Source organism: Alkalicoccus luteus, assembly GCF_012034335.1.
Taxonomy (GTDB): domain Bacteria; phylum Bacillota; class Bacilli; order Bacillales; family Salisediminibacteriaceae; genus Alkalicoccus; species Alkalicoccus luteus_A.
The window spans coordinates 1-20,433 of record NZ_JAATHJ010000008.1 but is presented as its reverse complement, the minus strand read 5'-3'; the positions used below and the strand labels follow the sequence as shown (position 1 = coordinate 20,433).

Annotated in this window: 18 protein-coding genes; 4 read left to right on the top strand and 14 right to left on the bottom strand. The window is 53.5% G+C overall.

What is annotated here, in order from left to right; genetic code table 11:
• Positions 1–14 precede the first annotated feature (14 nt).
• The 3 genes from HCN83_RS07170 to HCN83_RS07160 form a co-directional block, all read right to left on the bottom strand.
• Positions 15–866, bottom strand: a complete 852-nt coding sequence (locus HCN83_RS07170; protein WP_168005865.1) for a 3-hydroxybutyryl-CoA dehydrogenase — start codon at positions 864–866, stop codon at positions 15–17.
• 4 nt (positions 867–870) lie between these two features.
• Positions 871–2,061 (bottom strand): acetyl-CoA C-acetyltransferase, encoded by a 1,191-nt coding sequence (locus HCN83_RS07165; protein WP_168005863.1) that lies wholly within the window; start codon positions 2,059–2,061, stop codon positions 871–873.
• A 248-nt stretch (positions 2,062–2,309) separates the two neighbouring features.
• On the bottom strand, positions 2,310–4,412 hold the full coding sequence (locus HCN83_RS07160; RefSeq protein ID WP_168005861.1) for a (Fe-S)-binding protein: 2,103 nt from the start codon (positions 4,410–4,412) through the stop codon (positions 2,310–2,312).
• Positions 4,413–4,652: 240 nt separating this feature from the next.
• On the opposite strand from HCN83_RS07160, the gene HCN83_RS07155 reads away from it, so the two are divergent.
• From HCN83_RS07155 to HCN83_RS07145, 3 genes are all read left to right on the top strand, one after another.
• Positions 4,653–5,843, top strand: coding sequence for a phospholipase D-like domain-containing protein (locus HCN83_RS07155; RefSeq protein WP_168005859.1), 1,191 nt, complete (start codon positions 4,653–4,655; stop codon positions 5,841–5,843).
• A 162-nt stretch (positions 5,844–6,005) separates the two neighbouring features.
• A complete protein-coding gene (locus HCN83_RS07150; protein WP_168005857.1) occupies positions 6,006–7,895 on the top strand; it encodes a heavy metal translocating P-type ATPase in 1,890 nt (629 codons plus the stop codon).
• A 242-nt stretch (positions 7,896–8,137) separates the two neighbouring features.
• Positions 8,138–8,377, top strand: a complete 240-nt coding sequence (locus HCN83_RS07145; protein WP_168004821.1) for a hypothetical protein — start codon at positions 8,138–8,140, stop codon at positions 8,375–8,377.
• A 202-nt stretch (positions 8,378–8,579) separates the two neighbouring features.
• On the opposite strand, the gene HCN83_RS07140 is transcribed toward HCN83_RS07145, so the two are convergent.
• From HCN83_RS07140 to HCN83_RS07090, 11 genes are all read right to left on the bottom strand, one after another.
• Positions 8,580–9,032: a nucleoside deaminase gene (locus HCN83_RS07140; protein ID WP_168005855.1), complete on the bottom strand. Its 453-nt coding sequence runs from the start codon at positions 9,030–9,032 to the stop codon at positions 8,580–8,582.
• A complete protein-coding gene (locus tag HCN83_RS07135; RefSeq protein ID WP_168005853.1) occupies positions 9,029–9,487 on the bottom strand; it encodes a nucleoside deaminase in 459 nt (152 codons plus the stop codon). The genes HCN83_RS07140 and HCN83_RS07135 overlap by 4 nt, the downstream gene beginning before the upstream one ends.
• Positions 9,488–9,630: 143 nt before the next feature.
• Entirely contained in the window at positions 9,631–9,801 is a 171-nt protein-coding gene (locus HCN83_RS07130; RefSeq protein ID WP_168005851.1) for a XapX domain-containing protein, read from the bottom strand.
• Between the two features lie 169 nt (positions 9,802–9,970).
• Entirely contained in the window at positions 9,971–11,638 is a 1,668-nt protein-coding gene (argS, locus tag HCN83_RS07125) for an arginine--tRNA ligase (protein WP_168005849.1), read from the bottom strand.
• Positions 11,635–12,075 carry a DUF1934 domain-containing protein gene (locus tag HCN83_RS07120; RefSeq protein WP_168005847.1) on the bottom strand — a complete coding sequence of 147 codons (441 nt, stop codon included), beginning with the start codon at positions 12,073–12,075 and terminating at the stop codon, positions 11,635–11,637. The genes argS and HCN83_RS07120 overlap by 4 nt, the downstream gene beginning before the upstream one ends.
• 61 nt (positions 12,076–12,136) lie before the next feature.
• Complete coding sequence (gene speB / locus HCN83_RS07115) at positions 12,137–13,018, bottom strand: agmatinase (RefSeq protein ID WP_168005845.1); 882 nt, start codon at positions 13,016–13,018, stop codon at positions 12,137–12,139.
• The gene (gene speE / locus HCN83_RS07110) at positions 13,019–13,852 is read right to left on the bottom strand and encodes a polyamine aminopropyltransferase (protein ID WP_168005843.1); all 834 of its coding nucleotides are present in this window, start codon (positions 13,850–13,852) and stop codon (positions 13,019–13,021) included.
• 358 nt (positions 13,853–14,210) lie between these two features.
• Positions 14,211–15,785, bottom strand: coding sequence for an acyl-CoA synthetase MbcS (gene mbcS, locus HCN83_RS07105; RefSeq protein ID WP_168005841.1), 1,575 nt, complete (start codon positions 15,783–15,785; stop codon positions 14,211–14,213).
• Positions 15,786–15,821: 36 nt separating this feature from the next.
• Positions 15,822–16,361 (bottom strand): YIP1 family protein, encoded by a 540-nt coding sequence (locus HCN83_RS07100; protein ID WP_168005840.1) that lies wholly within the window; start codon positions 16,359–16,361, stop codon positions 15,822–15,824.
• 24 nt (positions 16,362–16,385) lie between these two features.
• Positions 16,386–18,032, bottom strand: coding sequence for a solute symporter family protein (locus HCN83_RS07095; protein ID WP_168005839.1), 1,647 nt, complete (start codon positions 18,030–18,032; stop codon positions 16,386–16,388).
• A complete protein-coding gene (locus HCN83_RS07090) occupies positions 18,004–18,318 on the bottom strand; it encodes a hypothetical protein (RefSeq protein ID WP_246238135.1) in 315 nt (104 codons plus the stop codon). Before HCN83_RS07090 ends, HCN83_RS07095 begins: the two co-directional genes overlap by 29 nt.
• A 305-nt stretch (positions 18,319–18,623) precedes the next feature.
• Between HCN83_RS07090 and HCN83_RS07085 the strand changes: the two genes are divergently transcribed.
• Positions 18,624–20,261, top strand: a complete 1,638-nt coding sequence (locus HCN83_RS07085; RefSeq protein WP_168006012.1) for an AMP-binding protein — start codon at positions 18,624–18,626, stop codon at positions 20,259–20,261.
• Positions 20,262–20,433 lie beyond the last annotated feature (172 nt).

Genomic DNA, 20,433 nt, shown 5'->3' with positions numbered 1-20,433 from the left:
CGTCATCCTTCCAATCAGTCGTACACGTAGAAACCGCGTCCTGTTTTCTTTCCTAGCCAGCCTGCCTTTACGTATTTACGCAGCAGCGGACACGGCCGGTACTTATCATCACCGAAGCCTTCATGAAGCGTCTCCATAATGTATAGACACGTATCGAGTCCGATGAAATCAGCGAGCGTGAGTGGCCCCATCGGGTGATTCATACCAAGCTTCATTACGTTATCAATCTCTTCAGGGCCGGCGACACCTTCATAAACCGTATAAATAGCTTCGTTTAACATCGGCATTAAAATCCGGTTGGATACAAACCCCGGAAAGTCATTCACTTCCACTGCCGTTTTTTTGAGCTTGCCCGTCATTTCTGCAACCGCCTCATATACCTCATCGGACGTCTGCAGACCGCGGATGACTTCCACGAGCTTCATCACCGGCACCGGGTTCATAAAGTGCATGCCGATTACCTGATCCGCCCGCTTCGTCTCTGCCGCAATTTCCGTGATCGGGAGCGACGACGTATTCGTTGCCAGAATCGCGTGCTTTGGCGCTCTTGAATCGAGTTGCCGGAAAATGTTCTTTTTTATTTCCATGTTTTCTACGGCTGCTTCGATGACCATATCGACATCTTCTGCATTTGCGAGATCCGTGGAAATCTGGATCCTTCGTAAAATCCGCTCTTTATCGGCATCCGAGATACGTTCCTTTTCCACGTCGCGCGACAGCCGCTTTTCAATTCCCTTCAAGCCTTTCTCAGCAGCTTCTTCACTGACATCATGCATGTAGACGTCGTAGCCGCCTGCTGCACATACCTGGGCGATGCCGGCGCCCATTTGCCCTGCACCGACCACCATTACCTTCTCTATGTTCATGCGATTACGCCTCCGTTCCGCTGACTTCGATCATGACGGCATCTCCCTGGCCGCCCCCGCTGCAAATTGCAGCGATGCCGCGTCCGCCGCCGCGACGCTTCAGTTCATACGCGAGCGTCAAAATGATTCTCGTTCCGCTTGCGCCGATCGGATGGCCGATCGCAACGGCACCGCCGTTCACGTTCAGCTTTTCCGGATCAAGTCCGGCGATCTGACCGCTTGCAAGCGAAACAGCCGCAAATGCTTCGTTCACTTCAAACAAATCAATATCGTCCACACTCATGCCTGTTTTCTCAAGCAGCTTATTGATGACAAGTCCCGGTGTTTTCGGGAAATTCTCCGGCTCAACAGCCAGCTGTGTATGACCGGTGATCACGGCAAGCGGCTTCAGACCCTGCTTTTCGGCGTTCGCTTCTGTCGTCAGCACGACAGCTGCGGCTCCGTCATTGACACCAGGTGCATTGCCTGCCGTAATCGTGCCGTCGCTTCCAAAAACCGGCTTCAGCTTAGCCAGACGCTCCACCGTTGTATCGCTGCGCGGTGCTTCGTCGTGCTCGACTACGAGCGGATCGCCTTTACGCTGCGGTACTTCGACCGGGACGATCTCGTCGTTTTTACCGGCATCCCGGGCAGCCGCAGCCTTCTGGTGGCTACGGAACGCCCATTCATCCTGCTGCTCACGCGTCAAATCATGCTCGGCTGCTGTTTTATTGCCGTATGTGCCCATATGCGCCCCGGTAAACGAGCACGTCAGCCCGTCGTGAATCATCATATCGTGGAACTTCTGCTCGCCCATTTTAAAGCCGAACCGCGCTCCTTTTACGAAAAACGGCGCCTGGCTCATCGATTCCATGCCGCCGGCAACGATCGTTTCGTGTTCACCTGCGCGAAGCAGGATATCCGCGAGGGTAATGCTTCGCATCCCGGAAGCACATACCTTATTAACCGTTTCGGTTTCCGTTTCCCACGGCAGTCCGGCTTCGTGAAGCGCCTGCCTCGACGGAAGCTGACCTTGTCCGCCCTGAAGCACCGAGCCCATGATGACGTGATCGACTGCCGAGGCTTCCGTACCGCCCCGCTTCATTGCTTCTTTAATCGCCATACCGCCGAGCTGGGAAGCTGTAAATCCGGACAGCGCCCCTCCCAGCTTACCAACCGGGGTCCGTGCACCACTGACAATAACTGTTCTACTCATCTAACATCCTCCTTCAGCTTATGTAGATCATGCGGCGTATTCTGATGCTTTCCGCAGTCGAATGAACGCTCGCTCAGGTCCCCGCAAAAATAAAAGCGCTTACATACTTTCTATTGTAAAACATTTTGCAGAAACTGTCTCCCGTTTCCCGGATATTCTTTCCGTTTTTCGTTCCGTACCTCTTCTGCCTTGTGAAAATGGACGAAGGGCTGTCCCGCATTCGGAACAGCCCTTCGCGTGCCTACGTGTTAAACGGCTGCTGGTTCTTCTTTTTTCACGATCGAGCGTTCGAGAATTTCCGCGACGTCGAGCGTCTGCACGTCTTCGTCGACTTCTTTTGCCTTCGTGCCGTCGCTCATCATCGTGAGGCAGTACGGACACGCGCTGCCGATCATCGAAGAGGAGGTGGCGAGCGCCTGCTCAGTGCGGGCGACGTTGACTCGCGTTCCAGTGTCCTCTTCCATCCACATCATGCCGCCGCCTGCTCCGCAGCACATGCCGTTCTCACGGTTGCGCTCCATTTCGACGAGCTTCACGCCCGGGATCGCCTTCAAAATTTCACGCGGCGGATCGTAGACGTCGTTGTAGCGGCCGAGGTAGCAGGAATCATGGTACACGATCTGCTCGTTCACTTCGTACGTCGGCTTGATGCGTCCTTCCTGAATCCACTGGAATAAGAGCTCGCTGTGGTGGAATATTTCCGCCTCAAGTCCAAAATCCGGATACTCGTTTTTAAACGTATTGTACGTATGCGGATCGATCGTGACGATCTTTTTAATGTTATTCTTTTCAAACTCCTGGATGTTCGCTGCCGCGAGCTCCTGGAACAGGAATTCGTTTCCGATACGGCGCGGCGTGTCACCGGAGTTTTTCTCTTTGTTGCCGAGGATGGCGAATTTGATGCCGGCTTCGTTCATGATTTTTGCGAACGACTGCGCGACCTTCATACTTCTGTTATCGTACGACCCCATGGAGCCGACGAAGAAGAGGTACTCAAACTCTTCCTCCCGCTTTTTCATTTCACGGACGGTTGGAACGTCGATGTCCTCGCGTCCTTCGCGCCAGTTTTCCCGCTCTTTACGGTTGATGCCCCACGGGTTGCCCTGCTTTTCGATATTTTTCATCGTACGCTGGGTATCCGGGTCCATCTTTCCTTCTGTCAAGACGAGGTAGCGGCGCATGTCGATAATTTTATCGACGTGCTCGTTTGCTACCGGGCACTGATCCTCACAGTTGCGGCATGTCGTACAGCCCCAGAGCTCTTCTTCTGTGATGACGTCGCCAATCAGGCTTACGTCGTACGGGTTGATGTCCATGCCTTTCAACTCTTCTTCACTTGCACCGGCAAGCTGGTTTCCGCGCGTGTGACCGAAGGCGTAAGCCGGCATCCACGGCGACTGCGACGTTACCGCAGCTCCTTTTTCCGTTAAGTGATCCCTCATCTTCAGAATTAAATCCATCGGTGAAAGCATTTTTCCGGTGCCGGTCGCCGGACACATATTTGTACAGCGTCCGCATTCCACACAGGCATAGAGATCCATCAGCTGCTTCTGATCAAAGTCTTCAATCTGGTTTTTCCCGAATTTCTCTGCTTCTTCATCTTCAAAGTCGATCGCTTCCAGCTGACCGCGCTTATGTGTCGGCCCGAGCCAGACGTTCGCAGGTCCTGCGATCAGGTGCGCGTGCTTCGACTGCGGAATGTAAACAAGGAAGATGAGCAGGAACAACAGGTGCGCCCACCAGAAGATGAAGAATCCGGCGCCGGCCGCTCCGGCTCCGATCGGTGCGAATGCAGCTGCAATCCCCGAAGCGATCGGTTCCGCTGCAGTCAGGTTTTTATCGAGCCAGATAAACTCCATCCCTTTGGCGAACAGCTTCGATACCATCAGGCCGCCGATAAATATCAGCACGAGTCCGGCTTTAAAGTTGCGCTTCAGACGAACGAGCTTTTCCACGTAGCGGCGGTGGAATGCCCATACAACCGCGACGAGAATCATCAGGACGACAATTTCCTGGAAAAACGTAAAAAACGGATAGACTGGTCCGAGCGGAAGGTGACTTCCCGGATTCAGCCCCTTCCAGATAACGTCGATCGCACTGAACTGCACGAGCAGGAAGCCATAGAAAAACATGACATGAATGATCCCGCTCTTCTTATCCTTCAATAGTTTTTTCTGACCAAATACCTGCTTGATGAGCGCGTCGCGCCGCTCTTTCATCGACATGATGAATTCCGGCTTCTTCCCCATTTTGATATAGGCGGTACGTGTCCGGACCAGTGAAGCAAACAGGTAGACAGCATAAGCGGTTACAAGCAGAAACATGATCCAGTTAATGACGATTGGATCCATATGGAGCAGCCCCTTTCAAATAAAGTAATCAGATAATGTCTGAAAACAGTATAGCACAATTTGGAACTGAATGAGCATTCATTCATAAAATTTTCGCAGGAAATTGACTTGTACGATTATTATAGCACAATATCCCTTTTTGGAAAGCGCTTTCTTTTCCATTTTTGACCTGTCTCGTTAGATTAATGTACTTTAAAAACGGGAAGATAACGAAAGCAGTCACAACGAGGGGGATGTAAGATGAGAAAACTTCGCTGGGGCCTCGCAGCTATGCTGGCCTGGATATCGCTCGATTTATACATTGGAAAAAAGCGTCATAAGCGCCGCAGCGGCGAACCTGCTCCGCCTGTGAAAACAAGTGGGAACGCTGCATTTTTTAATCAGGGAGATGAACTATTTACGCACATGCTTCAAAAAATGAAGCAGGCGGATACGTGTATTCACATGCACTTTTATATCTTTCGCGATGACGATGTCGGCCGGGAATTTCTCGATGTCCTCATGCAAAAAGCATCGGAGGGGCTTGACGTCCGGCTGTTGCTCGACTGGGTCGGCGCCCGACTGCCGCTTCGTACGAGACGGGAGCTCAAAAAATCCGGCGTGCTCTTTTCCTACGCGCAGAAACCGAGGCTCCCGTTTTTATTTTACTCCATTAATGAGCGGAATCACCGGAAAGTGACGGTGATCGACAATAAACACGCGTATATCGGCGGCTTTAACGCCGGCAATGAATACGCAGGCAGCGACCCGCGCATCGGTATTTGGCGCGACTATCATCTGTATGTGACCGGTGCTGCGATTCCGGCGTTAAGCCGGCAGTTCGCCCGCGACTGGCAGACCGATACGCGTGAACCACTGACAATCCCGGATCCCGTCGAAGCGGACAGCGATCCGACTCCACTCGAGTTCCGCTCCACGGATGGTGCCCATGTAACGGATCATTTGAAAGAGCTGTTTGCAGAAGCTGAAACGTCCGTGTTTATCGGCACTCCCTACTACATTCCGGGAGCTGATATGCATCGCGAAGTGATTCGACTTGCTCAACGCGGCATCAAGGTCCGTATTCTCATTCCGAAGCACCCGGATCATCCGCTCGTAAAGGACGCAGCCTTTCCTTATTTCCGGGAGCTTCTTGATGCCGGCGTGGAAGTACGGCAGTTTGCAGAAGGATTTTATCATGCCAAAGTGATTCTAATCGACGATCATGTGATTGACATTACGACAGCTAACTTTGATATGAGAAGCTTCTATATTAATCACGAAGCTTCCTGCACGATTCGCGACCGCAGCTGGATTACATCCATCAGACCCGGACTCGACTCCGACTTTTATGAGTATGGCGAGCCGATTACGTACCATCTTCTAAGCAGCCGGACGTGGCCCGACCGTCTGCGCGAAAAAACAGCTACGCTCATATCTTCGTGGATGTAAATGCGTTTATAAAGGCGAGGATGGGGTAAATATTATTAACACCATGAATCGGCACCAAGATTACATGATTAGTTGCTGCTGTCCTTCCGGGCGGCAGCAATTTCTCGTTTCAGCAGATCAGTGAGGATGATTCTCTTTCTCATATACCGAGGAGGGTACCGCATGACTGTCTCATCAACTGCTCTTAATCAGCCGTTTCGACGCCCTCGCCTGCTTGCCCATAAGGAGCTTGTTTTCGCCATTGCCGGCGGTCTGTTTTTTCTGGCCGGTCTTGCAGCCGGTCCAGTGGAACTTGCAGTCTTTTTCTATATTCTCTCTTATGGAGTAGGCGGCTATTTTAAGGCTCGCGAAGGGTTGACCGACCTGATACACGACCGCTCGCTGAACGTGGAAATTCTCATGATTCTTGCTGCCCTTGGCGCCGCCTCGATCGGCTACTGGAGTGAAGGCGCCATCCTTATTTTTATTTTCGCCATGAGCGGTGCTCTGGAAACGTACACGCTCCAGAAAAGTGAGAAAGATCTTTCCGAACTGGTAAAGCTTGCACCGGAACAGGCGGTACTTGTGACAAATGGGAAAACCGTCACTGTCCCCGTCGATTCGCTCCGCCGGGGGGACGTGGTCCTCGTCCGCAACGGGGAACGCATTCCGGCCGATGGTATCGTCCGGCGCGGCGCCTCTGCGGTCGATGAATCGGCGATCACCGGTGAACCGGTCCCGGTTGAAAAGCTGGACGGAAGTGACGTATTTAATGGAACGATGAACGGCAGCGGGACGCTGGAAGTGGAAGTCACCCGCGAAAACAAAGATTCGCTGTTTCAAAAAATGATCGCTCTCGTCGATGAAGCGAAAACGAGCCGTCCGCCGGCCCAGCGCTTTATTGAACGGATCGAAGGCCCTTACGTCATTACGGTTTTAATCGCCACCGCACTGCTCATTGCCCTCCCCCCGCTTCTCTGGCAGGCACCGTTTGAAGCGACCTTTTACCGGGCGATGGTCATGCTAGTCGTTGCTTCCCCATGCGCCGTCGTTGCCTCCATTATGCCTGCGCTGCTCTCCGCGATTTCCACCGGGGCCCGCTTCGGCCTGCTGACCAAGGGCGGTATTCCGCTCGAACAGCTGGTGAAAACAAATGTGATCGCCGTTGACAAGACTGGGACGCTAACGAAAGGAAGTCCACGCGTAACAAACGTTTACGCGCTGAACGGCTCAGAGGAGCAGGCTCTTGCCGCCGTTGCCGGAACGGAAGCGGAATCGTCCCATCCGCTCGCCCGCGCTGTCACATCGTATGCTTCGCGTAAGGGGATTCAGCTCCGCTCTCCGCTTACGACGACAAGTCATACAGGGAAAGGCATTGAAGCAGCGTTTGAGGATGGAATCTGGCAGATCGGCAACGAAACATGGGCCCGTGCAGACAGCTGGCCTGAAGAAGCGCGCAGGCAGCATCGTGCCTGGACGAGCACCGGACATACCGTCATTTTCGCGCTTCAGGATAACACGCCGAGGCTGATGATCGCCTTAAAAGATGAAGTTCGTCCTGAGGCAGCTGCGTTCGTAAAAGAGATGACAAAATATGGAATCGAAACGGTGATGATCACCGGGGATAATGAAGAAACCGCGAAGGCGATCGCTTCGGAAACGGGCATCCGTTCCTGGGTTTCCCGCTGCATGCCGGAGCAGAAGGTCACCGAGATCGAACGGCTGAGGCGGGAAAAGGGTGCCGTTGTCATGATCGGTGACGGCGTGAACGATGCGCCGGCAATGGCAAAAGCCGATATCGGCATCGCCATGGGATCCGGGACTGATGTCGCCGTTGATACCGCGGATATGGTGCTCATGAAAAGCGACCTCTCAAAAATCATGCTTGCTGTCCGCCTCTCATCAAGACTGCGGCGGATCGTGATTCAAAATCTCGTCTTCTCCAGTGCCGTCATTCTGTTTCTGTTAACCGCCAATTTTGCCCAGTCGCTGACGCTTCCGCTCGGCGTAATCGGACACGAAGGCAGCACGATTCTCGTCATCCTGAACGGCCTGCGGCTGCTGAGAGCCTAGATATAGAAGGAAAGCCCTGTCATTACCTGACAGGGCTTTCCCAGGCTGTTGAAAAAGTCTTTCAACTTACATATTTATTCGTTTGATTGTATTTCCCCTCTGCTTACCGAGCCTGCCGTGGGCTGGCCTTCAGCTATTTCTCAGGGCGACCCTGTATGAAGGGAAGAAAGGCACGGCTTCACTCGGACACAGGCTTCTCGCGAGAAGCCTTCAAGACCCAGTCCGGCTCCGCTCGTGCGTTGATGCCGTTCGCAGATCTGAACGGCACTGGATCTTCAGACTGCGCTGATCCCACGGGCGTCCCCGCCGGACACATCGGGGAAACGGCTCTGATTCATGGAGAACAACGTCACGACAGGCAGGTGCGACCGCTTTTTTTACCTTTTATACTGAATTGTAGGAAGAATTGGCATCCCTATTCAACATCGAAACGTCGCATAGGGAAGGTTCAATCTGTGTGGAAGCCGATCGTGCAGGCCTAACCACACATATGAACCGTACTGCCAGCTACCGACGTCGAAGGAACTCGACTCCGGGAGGATCAGAACGAGGCGAAGATCCAGCGATTCCGACAGCAGGAGGAAGCGGTTAGCTGAGCCCGTTCCCTCCGGAAAGCGAGTGTCCGCAGATACAGGCAGATGCAAGATTATTCCTCCATAAAGACTTTATCAACAGCCTGAAAAGCTACTTGTTTTCGTACAGATAAAAGGGATGAAGCACTTCTGGATTGCCGGCGTGTTCCATGCTGATGGTGCTGCTTTCGCTGCTGAGCGCTTGATAAAGCCAGGCTGCATCGTGTCCGTATGCGGCTGCGTCCTCCGGGTCCGAGGCGTAGACGATCCGGTCGATTTTTGCCCAGTAAGCCGCCGCGAGACACATCGGACACGGATAACAGCTCGTGTACAAAACCGCACCGGGAAGCTCCGGTGAACCGATGCGCCGGCACGCTCTGCGAACCGCCTCCACTTCGGCATGAGAGGTCGGATCGTGCGTCTGGTCAATATCGTTGACTGCTTCCGCAAGCATCACGCCGTCCTGCACGATGACGGCGCCAAACGGCTGTCCGCGCCCGGAAAGTACGTTTTCGCGAGCAAGTGCGGTAGCCCGGTTAATCCACTGACTGTCCTGCTCGTTCATGCTTTCTCCTCCTGTTTAACAAAAGGCGCCCTCGGATCGACTTCGTGCGGGATAATGCCGCGTACCCGCACCGACCGCTTGCCTTTTTCCTTCTGGTATTCCTCGTACATCTGCTTCGGCAGGTCGTCAAACTCCGCCTGGCCCTCAATGGAGAGTCCGTAATAGACATCTTTTATCCCGCTCCAGTAAACAGCACCGAGACACATCGGACAAGGCTCGCAGTTCGTATACAGCACACAGCCGCTTAAATCCGTTGATCCAAGCTCTTTTCCGGCCTTTTGCAGCGCCCGTATTTCGCCATGTGCCGTCGGATCCTGTTCCGCCGGTCCGTCGTTTACGGCTGACGCGATTTCCTCTCCGTCTTTTACGACTACCGCAGCGAACGGCGGCATCCCGTCCTCCACGTTCTGTACAGCCATCTCCACACATTTCTGCATCCATGCATCGTGGGTCATGCGCTCACGCTCCTTATGAGTCTATCTATCCCCACTATCCCACCGTTTTCCGTTCCTTAAACAGTTTGTTTCTCTGACCTTTCATCCTGCCGCATACAAAAAAGCCTTCTGCGTCGCGGAGACACGGAAGGCGGTTTGTCTTTCTAGCCAAAGAAAGAAGTGGAAACCCACTGAAATATTTTATATCCGAAGTAGATGCCGAAGATTCCCATAATGCCCGGCAGTGCGGGTGGAGCAGGAATCGGAAGACGGATCCATGCGAAAACAAATCCAACAATCAGTCCAGCCAGCGTAGCCAGTATGACGTCCTGCATGCTGTCACTCTCCTTGCGTTCATTTTATACCTTGTACAGCTTACCAGAAAGAGGTACGTACATCTAGTGCTTTTTATGAATTACCGAAAATAAGTTCATTAGACTCAGAAAAAATGTTCTTCAAGCTGCAAAAAAACCGCACCGGATCTGCTGCCGGTGCGGAATGTCTTTACATTTTTTCCGGTGCGGAAACGCCGATGTCGCTCAGGGCGTTGTGAAGCGTGATACGGACGGCTTCCACGAGTGCAAGCCGCGCTTTCGTGAGCTGCTCATCGTCGGTGAGCACCTTTTCTGCGTTATAGAAACTGTGCAGCGTCTGGGCCAGATCGTAGACGTAGTTCGTCATCCGATGCGGCGCGTGGCGCTTCGCCGCATCTGCAACGGCTTCCGGATACTCGCCGATTTTCTTCATCAGATCCTGATCCTTCTCGCTCGTCAGCACAGACAGATCCGCTTCGTGATCCGGCTTCAGGCCTTTTTCATCTGCCTGGCGAAGCATGCTGCAAATGCGGGCATGCGCATACTGTACGTAGTAAACCGGGTTCTCATTGGATTCCGATTTTGCGAGCGTCAGGTCAAAGTCGAGGTGCGTCTCTGCAGCTCTCATGGCAAAGAAGTAGCGCGTCGCATCGATGCCGACCTCTTCCATCAGCTCGCGCATCGTCACTGCGTTACCTGTTCGCTTGCTCATCTTCACCTTTTCTCCGTTTTCAAACAGGTTTACCATCTGAATGATCTGAACCGTCAGCTGATCCTTCTCGTAGCCGAGCGCCTGAATCGCTGCCTGCATACGTGGAATGTAGCCGTGATGGTCGGCTCCCCAGATGTTAATCAGCTCCTCAAAGCCGCGGTTCAGCTTATCCTGATGATAGGCAATATCCGGCGTCAGGTACGTGTACGTTCCGTCCTGCTTAATAAGAACGCGGTCTTTATCGTCTCCGTATTCTGTGGAGCGGAACCAGAGGGCACCGTCTTTTTCATACGTTTCACCGTTTGCGGAAAGTTTGTCGAGCACCGGCTGGATTTTTTCCTCTTCGTACAGTGAGGATTCCGAAAACCAATTGTCGAACCTCACACGAAAGTCGGCGAGGTCATCTTTCAGCTTATCTGTTTCCCGCTTCAGTCCGTAGTCGCGGAAGAAAGCACGACGCTTATCGGTGTCCGCATCCTTAAACCTGTCTCCGTAGGATTCCACGATTTCTTTGGCGAAGCCGATGATGTCCGCTCCGTGATAGCCATCCTCCGGCATCGACGCGTCTTGCCCGATTTCCTGCAGGTAGCGTGCTTCAAGCGACAAAACAAGGTTGTCGATTTGGTTGCCGGCGTCATTGATGTAGTATTCACGCGATACATCGTAGCCTGCTTTTGTCAAAATATTGGAAAGTGTGTCGCCGACGGCTGCTCCGCGGGCGTGTCCCAAATGCAGCGTGCCGGTCGGATTCGCCGAAACGAACTCCACCTGCACCTTCTTTCCGGCACCGATATCCGTCGTTCCAAACGATTCGTTCATCGTCAGCGCCGTTTTCACGATGTCCGACAGATAGTCTTTTTTCATGAAAAAGTTGATGAAGCCCGGTCCGGCGATATCCAGCTTGTCGATTGCCGCTGCTTCATAGTTGATGTTTGCTGCGATATCATCCGCAATCGCTCGCGGTGCTTTTTTGGCGACGCGGGCAAGCTGCATTGCCAGGTTCGTCGCAAAATCGCCGTGCTCTTTATCCTTCGGCGTCTCAATGACGACGTCGGGAATTTCTTCAGCGGAGGCCAGTCCGGCTGCGGTGACGGCATGCTTTAACTCCTGCTTCAGCGTTTCTTTTATCTGTTCTACCTGGCTCATGGCGTTCCCTCCTCAAACGTTACCTTCATTGTATATGTGCCCGTTTCGGATCCTTGCAGTGTCAGCACGTAGACGAGCCGGATGACGCCGGCTCCCGCGGCTGCATCCCAGTCGCATGTGAGCTCTTTTGTTTTCGTCATCATATGCATCGGACCCGCCTGACTGTTGTACGTGCCTTCCGTACTCGCGCCCTCTATAAAGCGCTGGTTCATCGTCACGTCTCCTTCGCGCCGGACAGAAAGACGCCCGTCACGGTACTGCATCGTCTGATCCGTTCCGGCCTCATTTTCCTCGCGCGGCTCGCGGAACTTCAGCACGACCATATCCCCGCGCCAAAGCACCTCGCCTGATGCTTCCATCGTGTGCCGTTCGCGCTGTTTTCCATCTTTAATGTCTGTTCGGATACTGATGTCCACCGGCATGCGGTTTTGTGTCATAGTGTTTCACCCGATCCTTTCTTGATAACCAGACTATTATAACGGAAAAAAGTAAGGTTCATCAAGGGCGCGTCGGGAACCCGAGCATCATTTCGCGGATCAGCTTGGAAGCTGCAACAGACGTTTGATCAGCCGGGTCATAAGCTGGCAGCACTTCGACGAGGTCACAGCCGATCACGTTCACGTCAGACTCGGAAATGAGGCGCACCGCTTCGATAAGCTCTGCCGACGTAATTCCGCCGGCTTCCGGCGTGCCGGTGCCTGGTGCGAAGGCAGGATCGAGCACATCGATGTCAATCGTGACGTATACGTTTCGTCCGGCAAGCTCAGGAAGCTTCTGCTTCAGCGGTTCCGCTACGTGAAAGCGGCTCATGTGCATGCCGGATGACGCAGCGTACTCAAATTCCTCCCGCATCCCGGAGCGGATCCCGAACGAGTAAACGTTCTCCGGTCCGATCAGCTCACACGCTTTGCGGATCGGCGTCGAATGAGACAGTTCTTCTCCTTCATATTCTTCACGCAGGTCGGCATGGGCGTCGATATGGATCACCGCAAGATTGTCGAACGCTTCATGCGCGGACTGCATCACCGGCCAGGAAACGAGATGCTCGCCGCCAAGTCCGATTGGAAAGCGCCCGTCGCGGAACAAGCCCGCCGTATACTGCTTCATCAGCTCCAGCGATTTAGCGGCGTTCCCGAACGGGAGCAGCATATCACCGGCGTCGTGCACGCGGATATGTTCCAGGTGCCGGTCCAGATAGACGCTGTATTCTTCCAGGCCAATAGACGCCTCGCGAATGCGCTGCGGGCCGAACCGGGAACCGGGCCGGAAACTTACCGTATAGTCCATTGGCATGCCATACAGTACGATCTCCGCCTCGTCATATGACTTGTCCGCCATGATGAATTTTCCGGAGGAGTAGCCATCATCAAACAGATTCATTTATTTGCCCTCCGTAATGTCCTGAACGAACTTTGGCAGTGCAAAGGCAGCTGTATGGATCTGCCTCGTGTAATAGTTCGTTTCAAAAGGATGGAAGCGGTCGTCTTCTATTTCGAGCGGATCGTACACTTTCGAGCCGAGCGTGAACGTCCAGAGTCCGCTCGGATATGTCGGGATGTTGGCTGTATACATGCGCGTTACCGGAAATGTTGCTTTAATGTCACGGAAGGCATCTGCCACGAGCTGACGCTGAAACCACGGGTTATCGGTCTGGGCGACGAAAATACCGTCGTCCTTCAGTGCGCGGCTGATGCCTTCGTAAAAGCCTTTCGTAAACAAGTTTACCGCAGGTCCGACAGGTTCTGTCGAATCGACCATGATGACGTCATATTCATTCGTGCTCTCGGCAATGTGCATGAAGCCGTCCGCCACCTTTACATCTACACGCGGATCGCTCAGCGCGCCGGCGATCGACGGCAGGTACTGCTTGGAATACTCGATGACTTTGCCGTCAATTTCTACGAGCGTCGCTTTCTGCACTTCCGGATGCTTGAGAATTTCGCGGATGACGCCGCCGTCGCCGCCGCCGACGACGAGGACGTTTTCCGGATTCGGGTGCGTGTGAAGCGGTACGTGCGCCACCATTTCGTGGTAAACAAATTCGTCTTTTTCTGTCGTCATGACCATGCCGTCAAGCAGCAGCATGTTGCCGAATTCTTTCGTCTCTACCATATCGAGCTGTTGAAAATCTGTCTTTTCACTGACATACGTGCGTGTAATTTCGGCCGTGATGCCGAAATGCTCTGTCTGTTTTTCCGTAAACCAAATGCTCATAAATAACGTCACTCCGTTCTTTTAAGTTCGTTTCTTAACGTAGCGGAAAAACGCTGAAATCGCAAGTGTTTTCAGGTCGTTATCTTTTGAAAGGACCCGGACGGCGGGATTGTTGTTTTTGGACGGGCTTGTGCAGCTTTTGCGGAGCGTTAAGTGGCTTTATTCGTTATAACGGCCTGTTACGTTGCCTGAATCGCTTTTATCCGCCGCTGAGTAACGTTCAGGCAGTGCTGTATTCCTTTTCCTCGGTGCTGTGCAGCTTTTGCCACATGGAATCACCGTTCTTGTCGAAAATTTCTTTGTTCTTCCGTCATAAAAAAATCCGCCCCGGCTGCTAGCCGGGACGGTTCCTTCTTGTTTATGATTCTCCAAGCTCCTGCAGCCTCAGTTCGATACGGCGGATTTTGCCGGATGTCGTTTTTGGCAGTTCATCCATGAATTCGATGCGGCGCGGATATTTATACGGCGCGGTCATCTGCTTCGTGTGATCCTGCAACTCTTGGATCAGCTCGTCTTCCGGCTTGTCGGCTTTTTCCCGAAGCACGATGAAAGCTTTGACGACGTGGCCGCGGGTTTCATCCGGCGAGGCGACGACGGCACATTCGCGGACGGCGGGATGCTTCAGGAGCGCATCTTCCACTTCAAACGGTCCGATCGTGTAGCCGGAGCTGATGATGATATCGTCGCTGCGGCCTTTGAACCAGAAGTAGCCGTCTTCATCCTTTACCGCCTGGTCACCGGTGATATACCAGTCGCCGCGGAACGCTGCCTGCGTCCGCTCCGGATCGAGGTAATATTCACGGAAGAGTGCCGGACAGTCTTTGTGCACGGCAATATCCCCGACCTCGCCGGCTGGTGCCGGACTTCCGGATTCGTCGACGAGGTCGACCTGGTTGCCCGGCGTCGGCCGTCCCATCGAGCCGGGCTTCACTTCCATCCCCTGCACGTTGCAGACGAGCAGCGTGTTTTCGGTCTGGCCGTAGCCGTCGCGGACTTCGATCCGGAAGGCTTCACGGAAGGCGTCGATCACCGGACGGTTCAGCGGTTCTCCTGCTGAGACCGCACTCTTCATCGCCGACAGGTCATACGAGCCGAGCTTGTCGAGCTTCGCCATAATCCGGTATTCGGTCGGCGTGCAGCAAAGGACGTTTATTTTTTCGTCCTCCATCATCTGTAAATACGTTTCCGCATCAAACGGTCCGTGGTAGACGTAGGCGGTTGCTCCGAGCGTAATGGTGGAGAGGAACGGGCTCCAGATCCACTTCTGCCAGCCTGGTGCAGCCGTTGCCCAGACGACGTCGCCTTCGCGGACGCCGAGCCATTCTCTCGCAGCGGTCCGCACGTGGGCGTAGCCCCATCCGTGTGTGTGCACCACACCTTTCGGATTGCCGGTCGTACCGGACGTGTAGGAAAGAAATGCCATGTCATCACGCGTCGTTTCCAGCTTCAGTGCTTCCGCAGACTCCTGTTCAGCAAGTGATTCAAGCCGCTCCCAGCCGCTCTCTTCACCGCCGACGATCAGCTTGTGCAGCTTCTCTTCCGTTTCCATGCTGTTCACTTCGCCGGTGCTTTCGTGGTAAGCGATCACGGCTTTTGCACCGGAGTGCTCCACCCGGTACTGCAGGTCTTTTTTGCGCAGCATGTCCGAGCACGGAACAGCAACGATTCCTGCCCTCAGGCAGCCAAGATACGTCATGTACGCTTCCGGAATCCGCGGCAGCAGAACGAGTACTTTATCCCCTTTCCGCAGACCGAGCGACTGCATCGCCCGTGCGAACTGGTTTGTCCGCTCCGTCAGTTCCTTGTACGTCACGTCCCGCCGGTTCCCCGCCTGGTCGCGCCAGCGGACGGCAAGCGTCGTGCTGTCCTGGTGGCGGTCCACCTCTTCGGAAATATTGTATTGTTCTGGTGCTATCAGTTCAGTCGTTTGCATACATGCCCCTCCTCATGGTGATACCCCACAGTCTGTCTATGGGAGAATTAAATAAAAGATGCTTGAAAAGAAAATAATGACCGCAACGGCAGCGGCCGCTGCTTTCGTCGTGGAAAACTGCTGTGTTGTCATTAAGACATGAATCCCGGCGAGCGTCATCCAGGCGACGCCGGCCGCTGTCAGCACTGCCGCAGCCGGTCCGCCGGCAAGCCCGGTCATGAGCGGCACCGCGAGCAGTCCGGGCACCAGCATGACAGAACTCATCCGGCTGACGTCCCGCACGCGGCCGGGTCCTCCAAACCCCCGTGCCCCTGCCCAGAGAAGCAGTCCGAGTCCGAGCCGCGAAAGCCATGCGGTGAAGAGTCCGAACATGATAAAGATAAGCGGGGCTAATCCATACTGTAAAAACGCTGCGTCAAAGTCGGCAATGAACGACAGGTTGGCAAGAATGCCGGCAATGCCGTACAGCAGGCCGACCGTCAACACGAGCAGCCGGACGAGCACGGCACTGTTTTCCTTTTCTAAAAATGTCTGATACGCGTCCTGCTGCATAAGCAGCATGCGTGCTACGGTCATCAAAGCGGCCTCCTGACTACTGCCCTACATATTCCATGGGAACAATGCCCATACAGCTACTGCAGAAAATAAAATAACGGTGATCGCCGCTCCGAGCTGGCTGTTGTACCGCTTTGGATTGACGTTTGACCAGCCGTGGATCCGTTCAATCAGACGCTTATCGGCGTCAGGCGTTAAGTGTCTGGACAGGGACGGCATTCTGTTCGTCACGTAGGAAACGATGATGAGCAGAACAAAGCTGATCGGAATTGCCAGCATCGCACCGGATAAGCCCATTCCGTCTGTCACGCCGTGGCCGGTGATGACGACAGATGGAAAGACGAACGGGGAAACGATGATGTAAAGAAACCCGCCGATAACCGATGCTGCGATAGCACCGTACTTGTTTGCTTCCTTCCACCAGACACCGACGATGATAAGCGGTGCGTTCGTTACCCCGGCGAGTCCGAACGCCCACAAAATACTGACGACGAGGAAGGCCGGAGGATTAATGGCAAGCAGGATGCTGACAATACCACCGGTGAAAATAGCAGCATAGCCGAGCTTCACGCGCATCTTCGTCGGAATGGACGGCTTCAGCGTTGTAATGATGTCCTGTGACAGCAGAGCGCCGATTGCGAGCAGGTTTCCGCTTATTGTCGACAGTCCGGCTGCGATCGCCCCTGCAATAACAAGTGCGGTTACCCATTCCGGATTGTAAACGAGGTTCAAAATGAGCGTTAGTTTATCCGCGTCAGCAGACGAAATCGATACTCCCTGTGTCTGTGTCGCGTATACACCGACAAAGCCCATCGCGTACGTGGCAGAAAACACCAGCCCGATAATAAACGTAAACCAGACCATCGCATTACGCGCCGACTTCAGGTTGGATGCTGTGTAAATCCGCATGGCTAAATGCGGCAGTCCTAGCGAGCCGATTGTAAGTCCGATCAGACTGACGTACCATTTCGGCGAGAACTGGTAGTCAAAGAATCCCGGCATCGCGTCGACCATCGCCGGCACCATATCTGCATAGAGTAGCGGCGGGAAAAACCAGCCGCTTCCGCCGACGGCTTTCATGATCGCACCGAGCGGAATAATGAACATGAGCGCGATGATCACCATCTGAATCGCGGCATTGTTCGATGCTCCCGCCATGCCGCCAAGCGTCACGTAGCCGACGATCAGCAGTCCGCCGACGAGAAGACCTGGCAGATACGGGATACCAAACGCCATTTCAAACGCAAGGGCGACCCCGATCATCTGCCCGAGCGCATACATGAGCGAGACGAGAATCATAAACAACGCGGCAATGATGGAGGCACTCACGCCGTAACGCTCACGGATGAAGTGCGTCGGCGAAAAAGCTCCCATTCGCCGCAGGCTCGTACCGTAAATAATCGTAATAAGAGGAATCGATAAGATCAGCTGGATCCAGAGCATGATAAACGGCACCTGCAGCTCTAAAATCAGCGCTGTAATACCGAGAAACGTCGCGAGGCTCATGTATGTAGAAGCCATGGCCAGTCCGTTTGTGACCGGTCCGATCGTGGAGCCTGCAACGTAGAGGTCTGCGACTGACTGACTCTTTTTATTCGAAATGAAGCTGACGATATAAAACAAGACAAACATCGCGACGATGGCGACGATCCCAAGTATTGGATTACTTAACTGCCATGCTGTCTCTTCCATCTTCCATTTCCCCCATTCCTTCTGATCTCTGTTCCAGCTCCTCAATCTCCTCTTCGTTCGCCTTCTCTATTTCCGCATCTATCTTATTGCCGAAATGATTGGCGAGTATGGCGAGAAACAGAATGCCAAACCAGCCGGACAAAATTGGAATGATGTACATAATCGGAAAGCCGAACAGCATTCCCTCTACCGGAAATATGGAAAAGAAGAGCGCGACATTACCGGCAGCGACGAGCAGCAGCGTCATGATGACCGTAAACCTGACCTCCATACGATACGCTTTCAAGCGGAGTCCCCCATTCATAGTTGAAATTCTGACTGACCGTTCAGTCGAAGTAACTCAGTTTTCCTCCTTTCCCAAATTCTGTTCTAGTACATGTCTTAAATTGTAATCGCTTTCAATAAAAAGTGTCAATATGTTTTCAATTTTTCGACAGTTTATTTTTTGTCGTTTTACGACCTGGTATAAGTCATTCGTCTTATTTTATTGAAAGCGTTTTCTTTTTGTTAGAATATTGCTTATAATGGAAACAGCACTCATTCTGAGCGGGTGTTCAGATCCCGCATGGAGGTTAGTTACATATGGCAGAGATCCGCAGTGTGACAGTCGGAGGTTTACTTGCAGAAAAAGCCGCAGCCCATCCGGATCACGAGGCCGTCGTGTATCCCGACCGCGGCCTGCGCTTGTCGTACGAGCAGTTTTACGAGCGGGCACGCCGCACCGCCCGTGGATTTATGGGAATCGGCATGAAAAAAGGCGATCATGCTGCTGTCTGGGCGACCAATCGTCCGGAGTGGATAGAAGCCCAGTTCGCGACCGGCCTGATGGGATCGGTGCTCGTTACGGTAAACACGAGCTATCAGAAAGCCGAACTGCAGTATTTGCTGCAGCAGTCTGAAAGCTCCACGCTGATTTTAATGGAGTCGTATAAAGGAACGTCCTACATTGATATTTTGTATGACATTGCGCCCGAGCTGAAGGATGCAGAGCCGGGCAATCTCCAGTCCGAAAAGCTTCCCCATCTCAAGCGCGTGATCGTGCTTGGTGACAACCGCTATCCGGGCACGTATTCCTGGGAGGAAGTCGCAGGCGCCGCTGAAAGCGTGAGCGAAGCGGAGCTTGATCAGCAGCTTGCGTCACTCGATCCGTCCGACGTTATTAACATGCAATATACGTCCGGGACGACCGGATTTCCGAAGGGTGTCATGCTGACCCACTCAAACATCGTGAACAACGGCTTGAACATTGCCGAATGCATGAAGCTGACGAAGGATGACCGCATGTGTATTCCTGTGCCGTTTTTCCACTGCTTCGGCTGCGTGCTCGGTATTCTTGCTGCAGTGAATGCCGGGTCTACGATCGTGCCGGTGCAGGAGTTTGATCCGGAACAGGTGCTTGATGCGGTATCGAAAGAGCGCTGTACGGCGCTTCACGGAGTCCCGACGATGTTTATTGCCGAGCTGAATCACCCGGACTTTGCCTCCTATGACCTGACGTCACTGCGAACGGGCATTATGGCCGGCTCCAACTGTCCAATTGAAGTCATGAAGGCAGTCGTCAACGACATGGGGGCATCTGATATTACGATCGCCTACGGCCAGACGGAATCATCGCCGGTGATCACGCAGACACGGACGGATGACCCGCTCGACGTCCGCGTCTCCACTGTCGGACGGACGCTGCCGAACGTAGAGGCGAAAGTCGTACGCCCGGGCACGCGCGAAGAAGTGCCAAACGGCGAGCAGGGTGAGCTGATAACGCGCGGCTACCATGTCATGCGCGGCTATTACAATAACGCTGAAGAAACAGAAAATGCGATTGACAGCGACGGCTGGCTCTACACCGGGGACCTCGCTGTACAGGACGAGCACGGCTATTTCAGCATCACGGGACGCCTCAAGGATATGATTATCCGCGGCGGCGAAAATATATATCCTCGGGAAATCGAGGAGTTTCTTTATCAGCACCCGAAAATTCTCGACGTCCAGATCGTCGGCGTGCCGGATGAAAAGTACGGCGAAGAGATTGTCGCCTGGATTCGCTTAAAGGAAGGCGAATCCGCTGAGGCGGAGGAAATCCGCGACTATTGCCGCGGCAGCATTTCCCACTTTAAAATCCCGCGCTTCATCACCTTCTGCGAGGAATATCCGATGACGGCATCGGGTAAAATCCAGAAATATAAGCTGAAACAAGAAAGCATTGCCCTGAAAGAAGAACAAAGCCGGTAACAGCAGCTCAAAAAAGCGGATCCCGATGAGAGGGGATCTGCTTTTCAGGCTGTTGAAAAAGTCTTTCAACTTACATATTTATTCGTTTGATTGTATTTCCCCTCTGCTTACCGAGCCTGCCGTGGGCTGGCCTTCAGCTATTTCTCAGGGCGACCCTGTATGAAGGGAAGAA